Origin of the sequence: Tetragenococcus koreensis (genome assembly GCF_003795145.1) — a bacterium.
Classification (GTDB): domain Bacteria; phylum Bacillota; class Bacilli; order Lactobacillales; family Enterococcaceae; genus Tetragenococcus; species Tetragenococcus koreensis.
The window spans coordinates 2240452-2261829 of sequence record NZ_CP027786.1 but is presented as its reverse complement, the minus strand read 5'-3'; the positions used below and the strand labels follow the sequence as shown (position 1 = coordinate 2261829).

The window sequence follows — 21378 nt, the reverse complement described above, 5'->3', positions numbered from 1 at the left end:
GAATATCGTAATAGTTGAGCAATTTACTCACTGAGATATACTACCATACCTTCATATCAATGTAAAGAATTTTTCCGTTTTCAAACACGAACTAAGTCCATCTCATGTAGGCTTTCAGCAATTTGTACGGAATTCCAAGCTGCGCCTTTTAATAGATTATCAGAAACCACCCATAAATGGTATCCATTATCAACGTCCAAATCACGACGAATCCGTCCTACAAAGGTGTCTTTTTCACCTACACTGTTAATGGCTTGCGGATAAATTTGTTGACTGGGATCATCTTCTACCACCACACCAGGCGCTTTCTCTAAAACTGCACGAATGTCAGCGACAGTGCTTTTTTCTTTGGTTTCTACATAGATTGATTCCGAATGGCCACTGATCACAGGTACACGAACACAAGTCGCTGTAATTTTAATTTGGTTATCTTCCATGATCTTTTTCGTTTCATTGACCATTTTCCATTCTTCTTTTGTATAGTCTTCATCTGAAAAAACATCAATTTGTGCTAAAGCGTTAAAAGCCAATGGATAATGTTTTTTATCACTAGCAACAGGTAAAATTTCTGTTGTTAGATTCTCAGGAAGTTCACCATCCAAAATTTCCCGAGCTTGTTGTTTTACTTCTTCAATTGCCCGTGCCCCAGCTCCTGAGACTGCTTGATAGGTAGATACAATCACACGATCAATCCCTGCTAATTGTTTGATGGGTTCAAGTGCCACCATCATTTGAATAGTCGAGCAATTCGGATTCGCAATGATCCCTTGATGATTTTTCAAAGCTTCTTTATTTACTTCAGGCACTACTAAAGGCGTATCTTTATCCATGCGAAATTGGCTGGTATTATCTATAACCACCGCACCACGTTTGACTGCTTCAGGAGCATATTTTTCTGAAATACTGCCGCCTGCGCTAAAAAGCGCGATATCCACGTCATCAAACGCTTCTGAGACAAGTTCTTCAACAAAAATCCCTGCGCCTTTAAACAAAAGTTTGCGGCCAGCTGATCGTTTTGAAGCAAGCAATTTTATTTTTTTAATTGGCAAATTCGTTTGTTCCAACATTTCAATTAATTTTGTGCCGACAGCTCCTGTCGCTCCGACAACTGCTACGCTATATCCATCACTCATCTACAACCGCTTCCTTTTCTCTTTTATTATTTGTATCATTTTAACATATGGCATGCAAAATACTACCTTCTAGCTTTAAAAAATTTTGTTAATCAACTGTACGAAAACCTGCTAAATGGGTCCGTTTTCCGGATGAAAAGGAAAATTCATTTATCCAGTGTATTTTATTTGTGAAATCCCCCTAGTTTCAGCTATAATCAAAGTAGAAGAATTTTGGGGAAGATTCTTCGCAATGTGTATTGGATTTATATCCTTTATTCAAGCAAAAAAGGCAAGGATGAGTACATATGACCTTGTCTTTTTTGCTTTTCTTTTTTATTAAAGCGTTTCAATTAGGAATCCTTTTTCTTGTATTACCGTTTTTTGTTCTGTTTGTTCAGTTAAATTTGTGAAGATAACTTCACCTCGTTCTTCTAGCGTTATTTTTTGTTCACCTGTATTGAAAATTGCCCGTAGTGTTTTCCCAGATAATTTTCGTTCCAAGATAAGTAATCCGTTTTGTTCATTTATTTCACACCAATGAATCGTTCCTTGACTGACTATTTTTTGCCAATTTTTACGCAAAGCGATCAGCTGTTTAACAAACTGCAACAATTCTTGGTCTTGTCTTTTTTCATCCCAGATCATACATTTGCGACATTCGGGATCCGCTCCGCCAGACAAACCTATCTCATCCCCATAATACAAGCAAGGAACACCCGGCTGCAGATAAGTAAATGCCATCACTTGTTTCATTAAATCCTTATCTTCTTTTGCCTCAGTTAATAAACGCGGGGTGTCATGCGAATCTAACACATTAAACTGAACCTGATTGGTCTGATCGCGATACAACATTAACTGTTGATTCATCGCAGAAATCATCGCCTCCAAAGAAAGTTGTTCTTTTACAAAATACCCCATAATAGCATCGGTATAAGCATAATTCATGACCCCATGAAATTCATCGCCTTCTAACCATTTTTGGGCAGAATGCCAGATTTCACCTAAAATATAGAAGTCTTTTTTCGTTTCATCACATACTTGACGGAATTTTTTCCAAAAGGCATGATCTACTTCGTTAGCAACATCTAGACGCCAAGCGTCAATATCAAAGGTTTCAATCCAATATTTAGCTGTCGCAAGTAAATATTCTTGTACTTCTGGGTTAGTGGTATTGAGTTTTGGCATATGTGGAGTGAAGGCAAAGGTATCATAGGTAATATCATACGCCTCTTCAAAATCATCACTGGCTTTATATGTCGCAGGAAATTCATTGATATGAAACCAATCAGCGTATTTTGAGTTTTCACCTTTTGCTAAAACATCTTGCCATTGCGGCGACTGATCGCCCATATGATTGAAGACGGCATCCAGCATAACTTTTATCCCACGCTTATGACATTCATCCACCAATTTTTTAAAGACTTTTTCATCGCCAAAATCTGGATCAATTTTACGATAATCAATCGTATCATACTTATGATTTGAGTAAGCTTTAAAGATAGGACAAAAATAAATGCCGTTAATTCCTAAATCCACTAAATAATCCAAATGATCAATCACACCTTGCAGATCGCCACCAAAATAATCTTGTCGATCCGGCGTCTTTGACCCCCAAGTCAAAGTGCCTTCAGGATCATTCGCCTGATCACCGTTAGCAAAGCGTTCGGGGAAGATTTGGTACCAGACCGTTTCTTTTACCCATGTAGGAGCTTTAAACCGGTCCGCTTCATGAAAATAAGGAAAACGGAAATAAAAATTGGACGTCTCCATTACATCTTTTGTTAATGGAAATAGACCTTGATCTCCATAAAAAGCGCGCAATTGGTCTTTTCCGGTTAAGGCAAAGGCATAAGACAAGCGTTTAAAGGGTGCCTTGACTGAAGCAAACCAGTAATCGTGTAAGTCAGACGATAGGCCTTTCGTCATTGCAATCGGCTTTTCTCTTTTCTTTTTTTCTACTAGATAAGGGTCTCCCCAGATAAGCTGTACCTGCGAAATATCGCTTTTAGCAGTACGCAGCCTTAGATGCAGTACTTCTTGATCGTATAAATAAGCAAATTCACTTTCGGGACGGTGATAGATTGCAGCAGTATTCATAGTGTTTACTCCTTCAAAGTATGTTTTGTATTTTATATAAAGATTGCGCTTACACAATTAATTATACACTAGTTTTTCACTTGAAAAAAATTACATTTACAATCCCAGATGCTATCTTATTTGTTTGTTGAAAAAGCCTTAAGAATGACGGATCCTCACATGCCAGCGTTGAATTTTCCAAAAAGTTATGCTACGCTTTGAAAATAAATGAAAACAATTTTTCATTATTTCCAATGCAAGGAGAATGAACATGCTCGAGTTAAGAGACATAAAAAAACATTATAAAGTAGGAAACACCGTAACCAAAGCTTTAGATGGGGTTTCGGTTGCTTTTCGCCAACAAGAATTTGTTGCCATTCTTGGAGAAAGTGGTTCCGGGAAAACGACACTTTTAAACGTTATCGGCGGACTTGACCAGTATGATTCTGGCGATATGGTCATTAATGGCAAATCCACCAAAGATTTTAAAGACAAGGATTGGGATGCTTATCGTAACAATTCCATCGGCTTTATTTTTCAAAGCTATAATCTAATCGGACACCAAGGCATTATCGATAATGTCGAATTAGGCATGACATTAAGTGGTGTCTCAAAAAAAGAACGTCGAAAAAAAGCAGAAGAAGCTCTAGAACGTGTAGGTTTAAAAGAACACATCCATAAAAAACCTAGTCAATTATCAGGCGGACAAATGCAGCGTGTGGCCATTGCTCGAGCACTAGCTAACGATCCTGATATTTTGCTTTGTGATGAACCCACCGGAGCTTTAGATTCAGAAACTAGTACTCAAATTATGAATCTTATTCAAGAAGTGGCGCAAGACAAACTAGTGGTTATGGTTACCCATAATGCTGACTTAGCTCATGAATATGCGGATCGGACGATTAATTTTGCGGATGGTCGCGTGACGGATGACTCTAACCCTCATGTTGAAGGTAAGAAAAAAGAGCCATTTGATTTGAAACATACAAAAATGACTTTTCTAACTGCACTACGCTTATCTTTTAATAATATTCGAACTAAAAAAGGCCGCACCTTCTTGACTGCTTTTGCCTCAAGTATCGGAATTATTAGTATTGCGATTGTGTTATCTTTATCTTCGGGTTTTCAAAAGCAAATTGATCAAACTCAATCAGAAACCCTGGCCCAATTTCCGATCACGATCTCACGCGAAACAACTGATCAAGATCCGGAAAATTTTGAAGATCAACGCTCCAACGAGGGAACTTTTCCTGATAACGATGAAGTTACCGCTAAAACCAGTGATGAAGATCGCTCTCAGCGAACCAATGACATCGATCAAGATTTTATCGACTATGTCGATGACATCAATCCAGCATTAAGTAATAACATCGGATACACTCGACTTGCTAACATGAATTTACTGCGTGAAATCGATGGCGATCCTGAACTAGTTCAATTTTCAAATGGTTCAGAAGATGAATCACAAGCAGAATCAATGATGTCGATGATGGCAGCTCAAACCGGAGTGGGCGTTTCTTCTTTTCCAAAACAACTGGATGATTCGCAAGGAAACTTTTTAGAAGATAACTATCAACTTTTAGATGGTTCTTTTCCTGAAGATACCAATGATGTGGTGTTAGTCGTTGATGAAAATAACGAAACCAATATTAATGCATTAAATAATTTAGGCTTTGACCTAGAGGATGGCGACAACGTTTCTTTTGATGATATTGTGGGCACAACTGTTACATTAGCCTACAACGATGCTTTCTATGAAGAATTGCCAACTGGAAACTTTATTCCAAATCAAGATTTGGATGAAGTTTATGACAATGATGATAATGAAGAAATAACCATTTCAGGAGTCATTCGTAATAAAGAATCATCAACCATGGACCTTTTAGCTCCGGGTATTGCTTATAGTGACGCTCTTGCACAAAAAGTCATCGATCATAACCAAGATTCTGATATCGTTCAAGCGCAAGAAGATAGCGACACAAATGTGATGACCAGCGAAGATATCGACGATACAGCCAAAGATAACTTATTGGATGCTTTAGGCGCTAGTGAAATTCCTTATAGCGTGATGATTTATCCAAATAACTTTGATGATAAAGAACAAATATTGGATTATTTGGATGATTATAATGAAGGAAAAGATAACGAAGATAAAATCATTTATAGCGATTTAGCCGGTACCATGACTGAACTGACAGGCGGTATTATGGATGCTATAACCTATGTCTTGGTTGCTTTTGCTGGTATTTCACTAGTTACAAGTATGATTATGATCGGTATCATTACCTATACTTCGGTCTTAGAACGAACCAAAGAAATCGGGGTATTAAAAGCCTTAGGCGCACGGAAAAAAGATATTACACGGGTATTTGACGCTGAGACTGCCATCTTAGGAGTCGCTTCTGGTACATTAGGCGTCTTCATTGCTTATCTAGCAACTTTCCCGATTAATGCGGTATTGCTAAATTTGACCGATTTAGAAAATGTGGCCCAATTGGATCCAATGCACGCTCTTACTTTGGTTATAGTCAGCACTGTTTTGACTATGATTGGCGGACACATTCCAGCACGAATGGCTGCTAAAAAAGACGCTGCAATTGCCCTGCGCGCCGAGTAATTTCAAACCCTTGCGTTTGTTCAAAGAAAAAGACACGCTAATTTTTAATATTAACAATATTGGAGGGACATCAAAAGATGTGCCTCCAATTTTATTCGTTATTGGTGGTACGTTAGCAGATATGCCACCAATTAATAAACGATTGGTGGCACATAAGGAAAGTTCCCACCAATTGGTAATTTATTGGTGGTACATCAGAAAAAACGACCCCCAATAGCTATGATTATGGGGGGTCATTTCGCTATTACAACAGCCAGCTATAATTATAGCTAGTAAAGTTTCCTAGTTTTATACATCACTCCAGAAGTCAACTGGCTTCTTCTTTATTTTCTGATCTGCGATAATCAGTACATCATTAAAATTCTTTTTTAAAAAGTAACGATCATGAGTAACAGCTAAAAGTGTGCCAGTATACTCACTTAACAACTCTTCGACTTCTTCTCGGGCATAAATATCCAAATGATTGGTCGGTTCATCTAAAATTAAAAAATTAATTTGCTTGTTAAAAAGTTTAAGCAAATAGATTCGTACACGTTCCCCACCAGAAAGATCTTTAATGCGTCGATGAACATCTTCGCTATAAAAGCCAAAGTGAGCGAGCGTTTGCCGTGCTTTTTGTTCTTGCGGTAAAATTTCTTTTACAAAATCCAAAATACGTTGATTCGGTTGATCAAAAGCAATTGTTTGTGGTAGATACCCAACCTTGATACTGGAGCCCAGCGTTAGCTTTCCCTCATCAGGTAGCATTTTGTCTAAAATCAGTTGCAGTAATGTCGATTTTCCGGAACCATTTTCTCCTAAAATAGCCACTCTTTCTCGACGATAAATGGTAAATGTACTATCAGTAAATAGCAGACGTTCACCCATTATTTTTCCAACACCTTGGGCGATAACCACTTCTTTGCCAGAACGGTTCGCTTGTTCAATTCCTTCTAAACGTTTTTTAGGTGTCTGCGGAGGTTTGACTATGGTCAATTTAGCTAACCGACGTTCTAGTTCTTTTGCCTTTTTAAAAAACGCTTCATTATCGCCTTCATTTCCCCACTGTCGATAGCGGCGAATCATTCGTTGAATACGTTGAATTTCTTTTTGTTGAAGCTCGTAATCTTTAGTGATTTCGGCAATCCGGGCTTCTTTTAGTTGCACGTAGCGACTGTAATTTCCCGGATACTCAATAAGTGAGCCATCTTCGATTTCGACAATTTTTTCGGTAATATGGTCTAAAAACATTCGGTCATGAGAAATTACCAAACAGGCTGCTTGGGTTGTTTTTAAATAATTTTCTAGCCAATTAATCCCGGCTAAATCTAGGTGATTTGTCGGTTCATCTAACAACAAAAGATCCGCCTCTTGTAAAAGCACCTTAGCTAATTCCACCCGGACTCTTTCGCCACCGCTAATTGTAGTTATTTTAGCGTGAGTCTTGTCTTCCAGGCCTAGACCTTTCAATGTGCTGAGCATCCGATCTTCTAATTCGTAACCGCCAGCATCTTCAAATTCTTGCTGCAATTTCCCGTAAACCCTCATTACATGTTCTAAGTCTGTTGTAGGATCAGTCATTTTATTTTCATAAACACGCAATTGTTCCTGTAGTCTTTGTAATTTAGGGAAACTCTGATCTAAATAATCAAAAACAGTTAAATTACTTTCTACAAAAATTTGTGACACATAGCCGATTTTCAACCCTTTTTTTCGGCTAACGACGCCTTCAGCAACACCTTCTGTTCCAGTAATAATTTGAAAGAGTGTCGTTTTTCCTGTCCCGTTTGCACCGACAAGTCCTATTTTTTCTTGTTCATTTATGGCTAATGATAATTCTTCAAAAAGTGGTGTTCCACTAAAATTTTTATTGATTTTATTGATTTGTATAAGCATGGTCTTCTCCTTTTAAGACCATTCGTATTTTGACAATAAAAAAGTCATGGAATCATCCATGACCTCGTTATTTATTTTCTTCTAATGAAAAATGGAAACTTACGAAATGGTCATTGATTTTATCAAAATATACTGTTTTTGGATACACTTCTCCCGCTAACAGCCATTGTAAAACCAATCGCATGACTAAAACTAATATGATACCGTTGGTAGTTTTTACTCGGCGTTATTTTAATCATACTTACCATTTAATATGTTCCCTCCTTTGTCTAATGAATTATCTAAGAGTATAACGGATTTTTTCAGCTTACACAAGCTCGATTTTAGTCAATTTAGAATTAGATTAAAGAAGAGCAAACAGGGAGTGTTTCTCTAATTTACTCCCTGAAATGCGAAAGATGGGGACTATATTCGTTGGAAGACTCCCCCTGTTTAGTGAAAAATTTTTCCATTAAACCTGCTAGTATCTATAAGTAACGATCTCTAACATTAGCGCCCGTTCAGCTAATCAAAAGTCCGTTTTCTTTAGTCAACAGCGCTTCATTGCTTATTTCGTCTCCAAATCGTGTAAAAACAATCCGCTTAAAAGTTTCGGTTCAAACCAGGTAGATTTCGGCGGCATAATTTCTTTAGCATCTGCCACTTGTAAGAGATCGCGCATTTTCGTAGGATACATGGAAAAAGCAACCGTTCCATTTTGGCTATCAACCAGTTCTTCTAATTTTTGCGGTCCATGAATGCCACCAACAAAATCAATGCGTTTATCGCTTCTCACATCCTGGATATCAAAGATCGGTGCGATCAATAAATTTTGTAGCAATGACACATCTAGTTTACCCACCGGATCTGTGGGAATGTTATTTTCTTTTACTTTTAAGTTGTACCAGCTTCCTGCCAGATACATCATCATTTCTGCAGGAGCGCTCGGACTTTTTTCCGTCGTTTCTTCTACCTCAAAATTTTCCTGCAATTGTTCAAAAAAATCACTAGGTATTTCCACGTCTAAAACGCGATTATATTCTTTGATTAATAATTCATCTTCAGGAAATAGGATCGACAAAAAGGAATCACTTTCTGCGCTGTTGGTTTGTTCTTGACGCTTTTCTAAGCCAACTTTCACAGCCGACTCTGTCCGATGGTGGCCATCTGCGATATATAAGGCATCCAATGAAGAAAAAGCTTCTTCTAGTTGCTTAATTACTGCTGTGTCATCAAGCACCCAGACTTTATGATGAACGTTATGGTAACTAGTAAAGTCATAAATAGCCTCGTGAGTGTCCTGCCAGTTTCGAATCAATTGTTGAGTCGTTTGATTTTCCCGATAGCTAAGAAAAATCGGACTCGTATTTGCATCGCAACTACGAATGTGATTCATCCGATCAATTTCTTTTTCGTGGCGTGTATGCTCATGCTTTTTGATCTTTCCTTCAGCATAATCATCAATTGAAGTACAAGCAACCAAGCCCGTTTGGCTTCTGCCATCCATGGTTAATTGATACAAATAATAATTTTCTTGTCCGTCTTTTTCCAACCAACCTTTTTGCAAAAAGTCAGCCAGATTAGCCGCTGCCTTTTGGTAGACCGCTTCGTCATAAGGCGAAATACTCTGCGGTAAGTCAATCTCTGCTTTATCGATATGAAAGTAGCTATAAGGATTATCTTGTGCCAAAGCGCGTGCCTCTGCCGAATCCACCACATCATAAGGCAGTTCAGCAACTTTATCGGCAAGCGTTGCTTCTGGACGGATCGCTTTAAATGGACGTACAACAACCATGTTTAATATGGCACCTCCTCTTTTTTAATCACACGGACGCGAATGATGTCATCTGTTGCTCTTAATTTTTCCACTACATCCGCAATTTTTCTTTCATCATTTTCATCAATATCAACTAAAGTATAGGCGTAATCGTCGCGCCCGCGATTAATCATATTATCAATATTAATCTCAGAATCCGCAATCACTGCCGAAATTTGCCCTAGCATATTTGGGACATTGCGATTAATGATTGTAATACGATATGGCGAGTGAAAAGCCATTTCAACGGGTGGGAAATTCACTGAACGTTTGATTACGCCGGTTTCAATAAATTTCTTTAAGGTGCGTACAGCAATTTTTGCACTGTTCGTCTCTGCTTCTGCAGTGGATGCACCTAAATGGGGCAATACAGTAATATGATCATGATGTAATAACTTCTCGTCAGCAAAATCAGTGGTAAAACCAGCTAATTCGTCCGCTTCGATCGCTTCAATTACCGCAGAATTATCGACAATCTCAGAACGAGCAAAGTTAAACAACTGAGCGGAATTTTTCATCATAGCAATTTCTTTTTGACCAATTAAATGAAATGTTTTTTCTTGCAGTGGAACGTGTACCGTAATAAAGTCACAGCTAGTAAAAATTTCACTGATTTCTTTCGCACGATGAACACGTCGCGAAATACTCCATGCTGTATCCACTGAAACATAAGGGTCGTATCCCATGACTTCCATGCCTAATCGATAAGCGTCATTAGCCACCATCGCGCCAATCGAACCTAGCCCAATGACCCCTAATTTTTTTCCTTCTAATTCACGGCCCGCAAATTGTTTTTTATGCGCTTCTGCTTGTTCTTCTACGTCAGAACCCGTGACTTGTTGCAGCCAGTTAATCCCTCTAATCACCGGTCGAACACTGAGTAGCAAACTCATCAAAACTAATTCTTTTACGGCGTTAGCGTTCGCTCCGGGTGTATTAAAAACCACAATTCCTTTTTCCGTACATAAATCAACAGGAATATTATTAACCCCTGTTCCCGCACGTGCTACACCTAGAACAGAATCAGGCAGTTCAGATTCTTGCAGCTTTTTACTACGTAAGATAATTCCTTCCGGTTGTTCGCTTTCGTTAATCGCATACTTTTCTTTTTCTAAACGTGCCATACCTTCAGGGGCAATGGCGTTAAATGTCTTAATTTGATGCATTTTATTCTCCTCCATGTGCTTTTTCAAATTTTTCCATAAAATCAACCAATGCTTGTACGCCTTCAAGCGGGAAAGCGTTGTAGAGACTGGCTCTCATGCCACCCACAGAGCGATGGCCTTTTAAATTTTCAAAGCCTTGTTCTTGCGCTAACTGGATGAATTTTTGATTTAATGTGTCACTATTCGTTAAAAAGGGAATATTGGTTAGCGAACGATCATTTTTGTTTACTGGACTTTGGAACAAAGCAGAACGATCGATTGCATCATACAATAGCCCCGCTTTTTGCTGATTGTATTTTAAAATTTGCGGTATGCCGCCTAAATCCTGCAGCCATTCAAAAACCAGTTTGGCCATATAAATGCTGAAAGTGGGCGGTGTATTGTACATTGAGTGTTTATCTGCTTGCAGACGATAATCCAACATCGGTGCAAACAGCGGTTGTTCATTTAATAAATCATCGCGTATGATGACGACTGTCAGACCCGCTGGACCCATATTTTTTTGAGCGCCTGCATAAATAACGCCAAAGTCGGATACTTTATATTCGTTGGTTAAGATGTTTGACGACATATCGGCGACCAGCGGGATGTCTCCCGTATCAGGTATTTTTTGATAGCTAATTCCACCGATCGTTTCATTGGTTGTGATATGAAGATAAGCAGCATCTTTATCAAGCAAATCTTTGGTTATTTGCGGAATATAGGCAAAGTTTTTATCTTCACTAGATGCAATCACTTGCGTATCAACAGTATGGATATCTTTAGCAGCCGCAATGGCTTTTTCCGCCCATGAACCCGTATTAATATAAAGGGCCTTTTTGTTTTGTGCTAAATTAAGAGGTACTGCAGAAAATTGCAAGCTAGCACCACCTTGTAAAAATAAAACGTGATAATTTTCAGGAATATTCATCAATTTTCTCAATAATTTTTCGGCGTTGGCAATAATCTCTTCAAACAAGGAGGAACGGTGACTCAATTCCATTACAGACATTCCGCTACCCTGGTAATCTAAAAGCTCTTCTTGCGCTTTTTTTAGTACTGGTTCAGGTAAAACTGCTGGACCAGCTGAAAAATTATAAATCGTCATGTTCTTCCACTCCTCTTGTTTGTTAGAAATTATAGTCAAGATGTTTGATTCATTATAGCAGACTCCCTATAGTTTAAAAAGAAATTATTGTGACAGTTCTGAAAAATCTAATAATTTTCATTTTAGCTATTTAGGTATTGCCATTTTTTTTAACGGTCTACATGAGCGTTATTTATAATGGTTATAAAAAAATGAAGAGGAGCCCGGTCCAATTTATAGTTTGATAATAGAACAGAGCAGAAATAACAGGCTCTATAATTTCTAGTGTTGGTAGACAAGAATGATTTTCTTGTAGCCCATACTAGTTTTTTTATATTTTCTGAGCAAAATAGAAAACAGACACCTTGAAAACCCGTAGAATAAAGGTACCAAACAAATATCCAAAGGAGTGTTTCAAGATGTCCATCTCTCATTATACTAAAGAAATCCTAGATATCCTAGACTTAAATCTGACTTTTGAAGAAGATTGTTTCCAAAAAGAAGCCATTAACGGCGTCATTTGTTTTGTCTTTTATGGTCAGCTTTCTTATCGTCCACAAGCCTGTTTTCACTGTGGCGAAGAAGATACGGCTTGTTTAATGAAATGGGGATTCAAGGAAGTGACGATTCAGCTTAACGATGTGAGTGAATACAAAACCTTACTTAAAATGAAGAAACAACGTTTTCGTTGTAAAACTTGCGGGAAAACTTCTATCGCCGAAACCAGTGTCGCGGACCGTCATTGTTCGATCGCTCGACGCGTCAAACTCGCCATTGCAGAAAAATTAGCTCAACCCTTGTCGATGTCAATGGTCGCCCGGTTGAAGCATGTTTCGCCGACGACAGTTTTACGTGTGCTGCATAGTTTTCAACCTAAACAGCTAACCCCAATACTTCCTTACCGGAAGTACTTTGTTTTGATGAATTTCAATCGGTCAAACGAGTTTCTGGTGCCATGAGTTTTATTATGATGAATGGGAAAACGCGGCAACTCTTAGAGATTGTCGCTAATCGACAACTGCCTCATTTAGAAGCCTTTTTCGCTCGTTATCCTAGAGAGGAAAGAGCCAAGGTGCACTATGTCGTTTCGGATTTTTACAGTCCGTATGCTTCCTTAGTTAAAGCCCTTTTTCCTAATGCGCAGTTAGTCATTGATCGTTTCCATATGAGCCAACATATTGGGCGAGCTTTCCAACAACAACGGAAACAAGTGATGAACACCTTTAACCGTCGGCAAAAAGAATATAAGCACCTCAAAAAATATTGGAAACTTCTACAGAAAAAAGCTTGGGCACTGGATTACAAAAAACGATATTGGCGGCCTAGTTTTCGGGATCATTTAACCGAGCAAGAGATTGTCGACCGCTTATTAAGTTATCATTCCACGCTTAGACAAGGCTATAAAATCTATCAATCGTTCCTTTCTGCATTTCATAAGCAAGATATCGAACGTTTGGATCAATTATTAAAAACCGATTTGTCTCAGCTTCCTGACCCGTTTCAGCCCGTAGTCAAGACCTTTCGCAAGTATCGACAAGAGATCCGGCTGGCTTTAACGGTGCCTTACTCTAATGGTCCTTTAGAAGGTTTAAATAATCATATTAAAGTCCTAAAACGAGTCGCTTATGGTTTCCATAGCTTTGAGAACTTTCGGCAACGGATCTTTTTATACCGAGGAAAGTATTTCCAACCCGGACCCTTACCTATACAAACTAAAAAAAGCAGCTAGACCATAGCGCCTAACTGCTTCCTTTATTTATCGAGTTTTCTTTACCAACACCAGTTGACAAAGAGCCAAAATTGTCGTAGGTTTCTGATAAGTTTTTAAGTGATTAGTTTTCTTATTCAGCTGGATCGTTATTTGGCGCACGATCAAGATGAGCTTGAATCATCCAAATATTCTTTTCAATAGCTGTTTTGTGTGCGATAAAGATATCTTGCGTGCTATCGTCGCCTTCTTCTCCGGAAATTTCAATCCCTTTTTGGTAAAGGTCCGCTAAATAACGATAGCCAGATACTAGAATTTCCAATCTTTCTGGCATTGGACGATCCCAAGTGCCGATTTCATCTTTGATTCCAGTATGGTCTGCAAATTCCTGCAATGTTGAATAAGGAGAACCATCTAATGCAACCAAACGTTCTGCAATGACATCTAGTTGATCGTTGATTTCATCCATATAATCATCCATCATTGGATGCAACGTCAAAAATCCTGGCCCCCGCATATACCAATGGGTTTGATGGATAACAGCTGCAAACTGACTCAAATCCGCTACCAATTGATTCAACGTTTCTTTTGTTTTACCAAACTTCATGTATAATTCCTCCTCTATTTCAATACATTAAACATAATACGAATGAGCGAAAAAGTAAAATTAAATACATTATTTGAGAACTTTTCTCAAATAGAAAAAAGCTCTTGATAACAGTGATTATATTAACCCCACCAAATTCAGCTGTTAATTATTTTTAATAAAAATAATGGATTTCGCTTTTTTTTGCGTACTTATATTTAGAAGAGAACAAGGGAGGAAATTATATGTTCTATTTTATATTAGGAAGTTGTTTTGGTTCATTTTTATGTGTTATAGCAGAACGTGTACCCATTAGTCAGCCATTTATTATTGCAAGGTCACAATGTACAAATTGCAAACGAACATTGAAGTTTTGGGAGATGATTCCTATCCTCTCCTCTCTCTTACTAAATTTTCGTTGCAGAACATGTCATCAAAAAATCTCATTTACTTACTTTACTACTGAAATTTTATATGGTTTTATCTTTTTGTTCAGCTTTAATCAATCAACAGTGGGAGATTGTCTGATAGCTTTATACTGGTTAACAGCTGCTTTATTACTTTCATTAACAGATATTTATTATTTAATTGTAGAACCAAGAATTTTTTACCCCACCCATTTAACTTTAGTTGGTCTATTATTCTATTTAAAAATGCCCTTTTATTGGGAAAGCATTTTACTTTATTTGTTTATTTGTGGCATTGTTCTTTTATTCTTTAGAGAAGCAATGGGAATGGGAGATTTACTATTACTCTTGTTTTGGGTTCCCTGGCTTTCTCCCATGGAAATCGCCCAACTTTTATTTGTTGCCAGTTTAACTGCTCTAATAACTTATTTAGTCATTTCTCTTACTACTTCTAAACAAATAAAAACGCTGCAGCTTCCTTTTGTGCCCTTTTTAAGTTTAGGACTATTGATTGTTCATTTTTTATAGCTAATTTAATGCAAAAAAAAGCGGCTCTATAATTTCTAGTGTTGGTAGACAAGAATGATTTTCTTGTAGCCCATACTAGTTTTTTTATATTTTCTGAGCAAAATAGAAAACAGACACCTTGAAAACCCGTAGAATAAAGGTACCAAACAAATATCCAAAGGAGTGTTTCAAGATGTCCATCTCTCATTATACTAAAGAAATCCTAGATATCCTAGACTTAAATCTGACTTTTGAAGAAGATTGTTTCCAAAAAGAAGCCATTAACGGCGTCATTTGTTTTGTCTTTTATGGTCAGCTTTCTTATCGTCCACAAGCCTGTTTTCACTGTGGCGAAGAAGATACGGCTTGTTTAATGAAATGGGGATTCAAGGAAGTGACGATTCAGCTTAACGATGTGAGTGAATACAAAACCTTACTTAAAATGAAGAAACAACGTTTTCGTTGTAAAACTTGCGGGAAAACTTCTATCGCCGAAACCAGTGTCGCGGACCGTCATTGTTCGATCGCTCGACGCGTCAAACTCGCCATTGCAGAAAAATTAGCTCAACCCTTGTCGATGTCAATGGTCGCCCGGTTGAAGCATGTTTCGCCGACGACAGTTTTACGTGTGCTGCATAGTTTTCAACCTAAACAGCTAACCCCCAATACTTCCTTACCGGAAGTACTTTGTTTTGATGAATTTCAATCGGTCAAACGAGTTTCTGGTGCCATGAGTTTTATTATGATGAATGGGAAAACGCGGCAACTCTTAGAGATTGTCGCTAATCGACAACTGCCTCATTTAGAAGCCTTTTTCGCTCGTTATCCTAGAGAGGAAAGAGCCAAGGTGCACTATGTCGTTTCGGATTTTTACAGTCCGTATGCTTCCTTAGTTAAAGCCCTTTTTCCTAATGCGCAGTTAGTCATTGATCGTTTCCATATGAGCCAACATATTGGGCGAGCTTTCCAACAACAACGGAAACAAGTGATGAACACCTTTAACCGTCGGCAAAAAGAATATAAGCACCTCAAAAAATATTGGAAACTTCTACAGAAAAAAGCTTGGGCACTGGATTACAAAAAACGATATTGGCGGCCTAGTTTTCGGGATCATTTAACCGAGCAAGAGATTGTCGACCGCTTATTAAGTTATCATTCCACGCTTAGACAAGGCTATAAAATCTATCAATCGTTCCTTTCTGCATTTCATAAGCAAGATATCGAACGTTTGGATCAATTATTAAAAACCGATTTGTCTCAGCTTCCTGACCCGTTTCAGCCCGTAGTCAAGACCTTTCGCAAGTATCGACAAGAGATCCGGCTGGCTTTAACGGTGCCTTACTCTAATGGTCCTTTAGAAGGTTTAAATAATCATATTAAAGTCCTAAAACGAGTCGCTTATGGTTTCCATAGCTTTGAGAACTTTCGGCAACGGATCTTTTTATACCGAGGAAAGTATTTCCAACCCGGACCCTTACCTATACAAACTAAAAAAAGCAGCTAGACCATAGCGCCTAACTGCTTCCTTTATTTATCGAGTTTTCTTTACCAACACCAGTTGACAAAGAGCCAAAAAAGCTGACGAGTCTTCGTCAGCTTTTAAACTTTAATTTTTAAAATTCGATCCTACATTCTTACTGCAAAGCTTGGTGTAAAGTATTGAGTATCACCATTTTTAACAGTGTCACCTGGTTTTGGTGCGTGGATAAATGAGCTACCACCTGTAGAAATTGCTACGTGATAAGTACTTCCTTTAGAACCCCAGAACAATAAATCCCCTGCTTGTGCTTCACTAACAGAAATTTGAGTGCCGGCATTTTCTTGCGGTACAGTGTAAGTACCGATATCTCTACCTGTTACTTGTTTGTAAACATATTGAGTAAATCCTGAACAGTCAAATCCATCTGGTGTTCTTCCGCCCCATGCATATGGTGTTCCCATATATTTTTGCGCTTCAGCTACGATAGCTGAACCATCAGCACTTGGAGATGGTGCAGAAGTTTCTTCTTTAGGCTCTTCTGGTTTTGTTGAAACGTCTGTTGGTTGATTACTACCTTGGTTACCAGAGTTGTTTTGATTTCCATTGCTAGAATTACCTTGATCAGAGCTTGCTGGTGCTTCTGGTTGAACATTTTCTTCAACAGTTGAAGAAGTTGCTGGTTGTTCAGAAGACGTAGTCGTTTCTGACGCTTCTTCGCTTGATTCAACAGGAGCTGGTGCTGGCGCTTCAGTTGACTCTTCTGTTGTTTCTGGTTCTTCTACTGGCGCTTCTTGAGACTCTTCAGTTGCTTCTGGTTCTTCTTGTACTTGTGTTTCTTCAGGAGCTACTGGTTCTTCTGTTGTTGTTTCTTGTGGTTCTTCTGATTCTTCAGTAGTCGTAGTTTCTGGTGCTACTTCTTCTACTTCGGTTGATTCTTCTGTTGTTTCTGGTTCTTCTACTTCTTCTTCAGAAGTTGCTGGTTGTTCTTCTGATTCTTCAACTTCCGGAGCCTCTTCTGATTCTTGTGTTTCTTCAGTTACTTCTGGCTCTTCTTGAGACTCTTCAGTTGCTTCTGGTTCTTCCACTTCTTCTTCAGAAGTTGCTGGTTGTTCTTCTGATTCTTCAGTAGTAGCCGGTGCTTCTTGTTCTACTGATTCTTCTTCAGATTCAACTGTTGCTTCTGGTTGCTCTTCTGAAGCTTCCTCTTGCTCTGCTTCTTGAGCGGCAGCAGCTGCTTCAGCTTCTTGTTGTTGTTGAGCTTCTGCTTCTGCTTGTTGACGTGCTTCTTCGACGCGTTTTTGTTCTTCAGCAATACGTGCTTGTTCTGCTTCTGCTTCATCTTTACGTTTTTGAATTTCTTCTTTTTCGTCGTTCTTAGAAGCTTCTTGTAAAGCTAAATCAGCTTTTTTATAGTCTAGGTCAGCTTGGCTTTGTTCCAATTGGCCTTTTTGTTCTTCTAAACTCGCTTGGTTAGCTTGAATTTCTTTTTGTTTTTCATCATTTTCAGCTTTTTTGCTTTCAACAGCTTCTTTATCTTCTTTTTGTTGTTCTACTAAATCATTGTTTGCATTTACGATCGTGTTCATTGCTTGAACACGGCCAAAAGCATCTGTCAATGAATCAGAGTTTAAAACTGCATCAATGATGTTGGTATCTGAACCATTTACTTGCACATCACGAGCTTGTTCGCGAATTGCTTCTTCACGTTTGTCGATACGATTTTGCAAATCGCTAATTTCTTGCTCTAATTTTTTAGATTGTTCATCTAATTCTTGTTGTTTTGCAAGTAAACTTTCTGCCTTCTCGTTAATACCTGAAACTTCGCCTTCCAACGAATCAATTTCTGATTGAATACTTGCTTGTTGCCCATGCAAGTCATCAATTTCTTTACTTTTCTCTTCAATTTGCTGATCAAAGTCATCTGCCAAGACTACGCTTGGAGCTGCAACTGCAGTAAGTGTTAATGAGCATGTTAATAACGCCGTCAATACACGTCTTTTCACTTTTCATTCCTCCAACTTTAAATTTATTTTATAATTGCTTAAGAAGTTAAGAAATCTTAAACACTTTTTCAACGATAAAATGATTGTAACACAGCCGTATGACATTACAATAAAAGAATTGTTACAAATATATTTCATTTTTGAAATATATATTTAATCTAACGTCTCTTTGATTGTAAAAAATAGGTGTTATTCCCAGCGGAATAACACCTTGACAATGTAATAAATAATGAAAAAGAATAAAATATTAACTAATAAAGTTGGCCCTAAAAAATTAGTTGCAAAGAAAATTGGGTTAATCACTGATATTTGAAAAATAATTTGAATACCCGCAGCTGCCAATTCATAGCCCGTTATCAAAATAATCCAACCAAAAAACATAGTGAATATATTTTGATAAAGGAGATTAAATAACAAGTACATCCCCCAAACAGCTAATGGAAAACTCACAGCATAAATGCCTAATACACCTATATAGTACAAGTCAAATATACTACCTAAGATAATAGCGGTTGTAATCATATAACGTTTTGAAAATTTTGGTACACAAAACATCAAGATCAGTAATAATAGATGTGTTTTCCAAACGTTAGCCCCATCGCTCCATGCTGACAATGTACGGGTTAAATGGCTATCTAATAACATTACCAAAAAGAAAATCGGAGCTGCCACATATTGTTTTTTAACTTTATTCATAACTAGTCTTCACCTACTGTGCGCTCGATAATCGTAACAACAGACACATCATTTACATCTGCTGCCGGTTGGACATATACTTTACGATCTAAGCCAAAGTCATCAGGTTCTGCCTCAATGACTTTACCAACATTCAAATCTGATGGAGAATTTCCTCCCAGTCCCGAAGTTTGAACTGTATCATCTTTTTTGATACCTGTTTCCCCAGTCAATTCTTCAACAACCAACGCTTGTTGACGACGATCATAGCCTTTTAACAATCCAAAAGCATCGCCATCTTCGGTCGTTATTCGAACTGGAAAATGATTACTTGTTTGATTGTCAGAGGTTAACAACTCTACTTTAGAAGAGTTTGCATTAACTTCAAGTACGCGACCAATCAGGCCATTTTTAGCCATAACAGCCATATTATCACTGATACCTTGATTTGAACCTTGATCAACGATCATTATATCTTGCCAAGAATCTGGTGAACGTGAGATAACATTCGCTGCTTTTTTCTCATAATTCGTTAGTGTTTCATTTAGATCTAATTCTTCCTTTAAATTCGCGATCTCTCGTTTCTGACTTTCATTTTGTTGAACAACTTCATCATAATTATCAATTCTTCCTTTTAACCGTTCATTTTCTTGGTAGGTTACAAATAAATCTTGGATTGATCCAACGCCGTCTTCAAACCAACGTACTGGCGTGTATAAGACTTTATCTACCGTTGCAACAGTATCATTGACAACTACTTGTGCAAAAGAAGCTTTTTGATCAACAGCTCGTCTAGCCATAGTGATACTCAAAACAGTGACAATGATAATCACGATAATTAAGGTAATAATAATATTTTTATTTGGATTAAATTTTTTCACAAGTGCACCCCAATTATTTCAAACTCAATGGATAGATTGTACCACTAAATAGCTTTAAACAAAAGATAACTAGCCACTCTTAACTTTTTTTAAACTATTTTTTATAAAAGATAATATATTCGTTCTGTTAAGCGTCTTTACTTTGAATCACCGCGATTATTCCCTTTGAAAATGAGACTTCCGCTTGCTCGCCAATAAATTCGTTACTCGCATATGATATTGGGTATAAAACCTCTTGCTTATCTAACGTATACTTGCTTTTTGCCAATGTTAGTTCAGATACTGGAGTCAAGCAACAAAAAGCCAAATATTGTTTATCAGCTTCTTTTGTAATCGTATGTTCTCCCGGAAGCAGAAAGGAAATTGAATTTTGTTTATCCTGTAGATAAATATTTTGACTATGTTTACGAAATCGTGGTTCCAAAACCATCCAAAAATTTGCTAAAAAGTGATCGATTCTTCCTCCCGTTGCACCAACCACTGTAACTTTAGCATTTGGATGTTCTCTTAAAATAAGGTCTAGCGCTAATTGAGTATCTGTATCATCCTTTTCAGCAGGAGAAGTAACCACTTTGTCAGCTAATTTAAAAATCCTTTCACGCTCTTGCGTGTTCAGTGAATCGAAGTCTCCAATAGCAATGTTTATCGGCAGCTGTTTTTGTTGTAAAAAAAGGCTGCCTCGATCAATACCGACGTATAGTTCGTACTGCTTTGCTATATTTGGCCACTGGGAAATCGGTCCTCCTGCCGCCAGTAAAACATTCATTATTCAATCGCTTCTTTCAAAAGTTGGATTTGTTTTTTAGGTTGCTCTGCAACAAAAATATAACTACCTGCAACAAAAACATTAGCACCTGCTTCTTTACAACGTTGAGCTGTTTCAGGAACAATTCCTCCATCAACTTCTATGTCATAATGATAACCCTTTTCATCTTTTAATTTAGCTAATTGTTGAATCTTGTTTAGCGACTCTTCAATAAAAGATTGTCCGCCAAAACCTGGGTTAACAGTCATTACAAGTACTTGATCTACCATAGGTAATACATGGTAAATGGCTTCAACAGGAGTTCCAGGGTTAATGACCACTTCTGCACGAACGTTCTTATTTTTAATCAATTGTATCGCACGATGAATGTGTGCCGTAGCTTCAACATGAACTCCAATAATATCAGCTCCTGCTTCAGCAAAAGCATCAATATAATCTTCCGGATTTTCAATCATTAAATGAGTATCCAATGGTAATTTAGTCGTAGGACGGATAGCCTGAATCACATTGGGACCAAACGTAATATTAGGCACAAAATGACCATCCATTACATCTACATGAATATAATCTGCACCGTTTTTTTCAACTAATTCAATATCACGTTGTAAATTTGCAAAATTCGCGCTTAAAATCGATGGTGAAATTTTCATTATTA

Annotated in this window: 16 protein-coding genes and 1 pseudogene; 4 read left to right on the top strand and 13 right to left on the bottom strand. The window is 37.8% G+C overall.

What is annotated here, in order from left to right:
- Positions 1 to 80: 80 nt before the first annotated feature.
- Positions 81 to 1133: an aspartate-semialdehyde dehydrogenase gene (locus C7K43_RS10825; RefSeq protein WP_124006856.1), complete on the bottom strand. Its 1053-nt coding sequence runs from the start codon at positions 1131 to 1133 to the stop codon at positions 81 to 83.
- Positions 1134 to 1451: 318 nt separating this feature from the next.
- Complete coding sequence (locus C7K43_RS10820) at positions 1452 to 3212, bottom strand: glycoside hydrolase family 13 protein (RefSeq protein WP_124006855.1); 1761 nt, start codon at positions 3210 to 3212, stop codon at positions 1452 to 1454.
- A gap of 250 nt (positions 3213 to 3462) precedes the next feature.
- Between C7K43_RS10820 and C7K43_RS10815 the strand changes: the two genes are divergently transcribed.
- A complete protein-coding gene (locus tag C7K43_RS10815; protein WP_124006854.1) occupies positions 3463 to 5808 on the top strand; it encodes an ABC transporter ATP-binding protein/permease in 2346 nt (781 codons plus the stop codon).
- A gap of 288 nt (positions 5809 to 6096) precedes the next feature.
- Here the strand turns inward: C7K43_RS10815 and abc-f are convergent, their stop codons facing one another.
- From abc-f to serC, 5 genes are all read right to left on the bottom strand, one after another.
- Positions 6097 to 7683 (bottom strand): ribosomal protection-like ABC-F family protein, encoded by a 1587-nt coding sequence (gene abc-f, locus C7K43_RS10810; protein ID WP_124006853.1) that lies wholly within the window; start codon positions 7681 to 7683, stop codon positions 6097 to 6099.
- A gap of 122 nt (positions 7684 to 7805) precedes the next feature.
- On the bottom strand, positions 7806 to 7931 hold the full coding sequence (locus C7K43_RS13615; protein ID WP_264371077.1) for a hypothetical protein: 126 nt from the start codon (positions 7929 to 7931) through the stop codon (positions 7806 to 7808).
- 299 nt (positions 7932 to 8230) lie between these two features.
- Entirely contained in the window at positions 8231 to 9457 is a 1227-nt protein-coding gene (locus C7K43_RS10805) for a DUF1015 domain-containing protein (protein WP_124006852.1), read from the bottom strand.
- A 2-nt stretch (positions 9458 to 9459) separates the two neighbouring features.
- The gene (locus C7K43_RS10800) at positions 9460 to 10644 is read right to left on the bottom strand and encodes a phosphoglycerate dehydrogenase (protein WP_124006851.1); all 1185 of its coding nucleotides are present in this window, start codon (positions 10642 to 10644) and stop codon (positions 9460 to 9462) included.
- Between the two features lies 1 nt (position 10645).
- On the bottom strand, positions 10646 to 11731 hold the full coding sequence (serC, locus tag C7K43_RS10795; protein ID WP_124006850.1) for a 3-phosphoserine/phosphohydroxythreonine transaminase: 1086 nt from the start codon (positions 11729 to 11731) through the stop codon (positions 10646 to 10648).
- A gap of 398 nt (positions 11732 to 12129) precedes the next feature.
- On the opposite strand from serC, the pseudogene C7K43_RS10790 reads away from it, so the two are divergent.
- Positions 12130 to 13439, top strand: a pseudogene (locus C7K43_RS10790) (ISL3 family transposase).
- Positions 13440 to 13551: 112 nt separating this feature from the next.
- On the opposite strand, the gene C7K43_RS10785 reads toward C7K43_RS10790, so the two are convergent.
- Positions 13552 to 14025: a Dps family protein gene (locus C7K43_RS10785; RefSeq protein ID WP_124006849.1), complete on the bottom strand. Its 474-nt coding sequence runs from the start codon at positions 14023 to 14025 to the stop codon at positions 13552 to 13554.
- A 224-nt stretch (positions 14026 to 14249) separates the two neighbouring features.
- Here C7K43_RS10785 and C7K43_RS10780 point away from each other — a divergent pair, with 224 nt between their 5' ends.
- Together C7K43_RS10780 and C7K43_RS10775 are read left to right on the top strand one after the other, a co-directional pair.
- Complete coding sequence (locus tag C7K43_RS10780; RefSeq protein ID WP_124006848.1) at positions 14250 to 14939, top strand: prepilin peptidase; 690 nt, start codon at positions 14250 to 14252, stop codon at positions 14937 to 14939.
- A gap of 172 nt (positions 14940 to 15111) precedes the next feature.
- Positions 15112 to 16422 carry an ISL3 family transposase gene (locus C7K43_RS10775; RefSeq protein ID WP_124005169.1) on the top strand — a complete coding sequence of 437 codons (1311 nt, stop codon included), beginning with the start codon at positions 15112 to 15114 and terminating at the stop codon, positions 16420 to 16422.
- Between the two features lie 122 nt (positions 16423 to 16544).
- On the opposite strand, the gene C7K43_RS10770 is transcribed toward C7K43_RS10775, so the two are convergent.
- From C7K43_RS10770 to rpe, 5 genes are all read right to left on the bottom strand, one after another.
- Entirely contained in the window at positions 16545 to 18401 is a 1857-nt protein-coding gene (locus C7K43_RS10770) for a C40 family peptidase (RefSeq protein ID WP_124006847.1), read from the bottom strand.
- Positions 18402 to 18590: 189 nt separating this feature from the next.
- Entirely contained in the window at positions 18591 to 19097 is a 507-nt protein-coding gene (gene mreD, locus C7K43_RS10765; protein ID WP_124006846.1) for a rod shape-determining protein MreD, read from the bottom strand.
- A 2-nt stretch (positions 19098 to 19099) separates the two neighbouring features.
- Entirely contained in the window at positions 19100 to 19957 is an 858-nt protein-coding gene (gene mreC / locus C7K43_RS10760) for a rod shape-determining protein MreC (protein ID WP_124006845.1), read from the bottom strand.
- 127 nt (positions 19958 to 20084) lie between these two features.
- Positions 20085 to 20723 carry a thiamine diphosphokinase gene (locus C7K43_RS10755; RefSeq protein WP_124006844.1) on the bottom strand — a complete coding sequence of 213 codons (639 nt, stop codon included), beginning with the start codon at positions 20721 to 20723 and terminating at the stop codon, positions 20085 to 20087.
- Positions 20723 to 21373, bottom strand: coding sequence for a ribulose-phosphate 3-epimerase (gene rpe / locus C7K43_RS10750; RefSeq protein WP_124006843.1), 651 nt, complete (start codon positions 21371 to 21373; stop codon positions 20723 to 20725). The genes C7K43_RS10755 and rpe overlap by 1 nt, the downstream gene beginning before the upstream one ends.
- Positions 21374 to 21378: the final 5 nt, after the last annotated feature.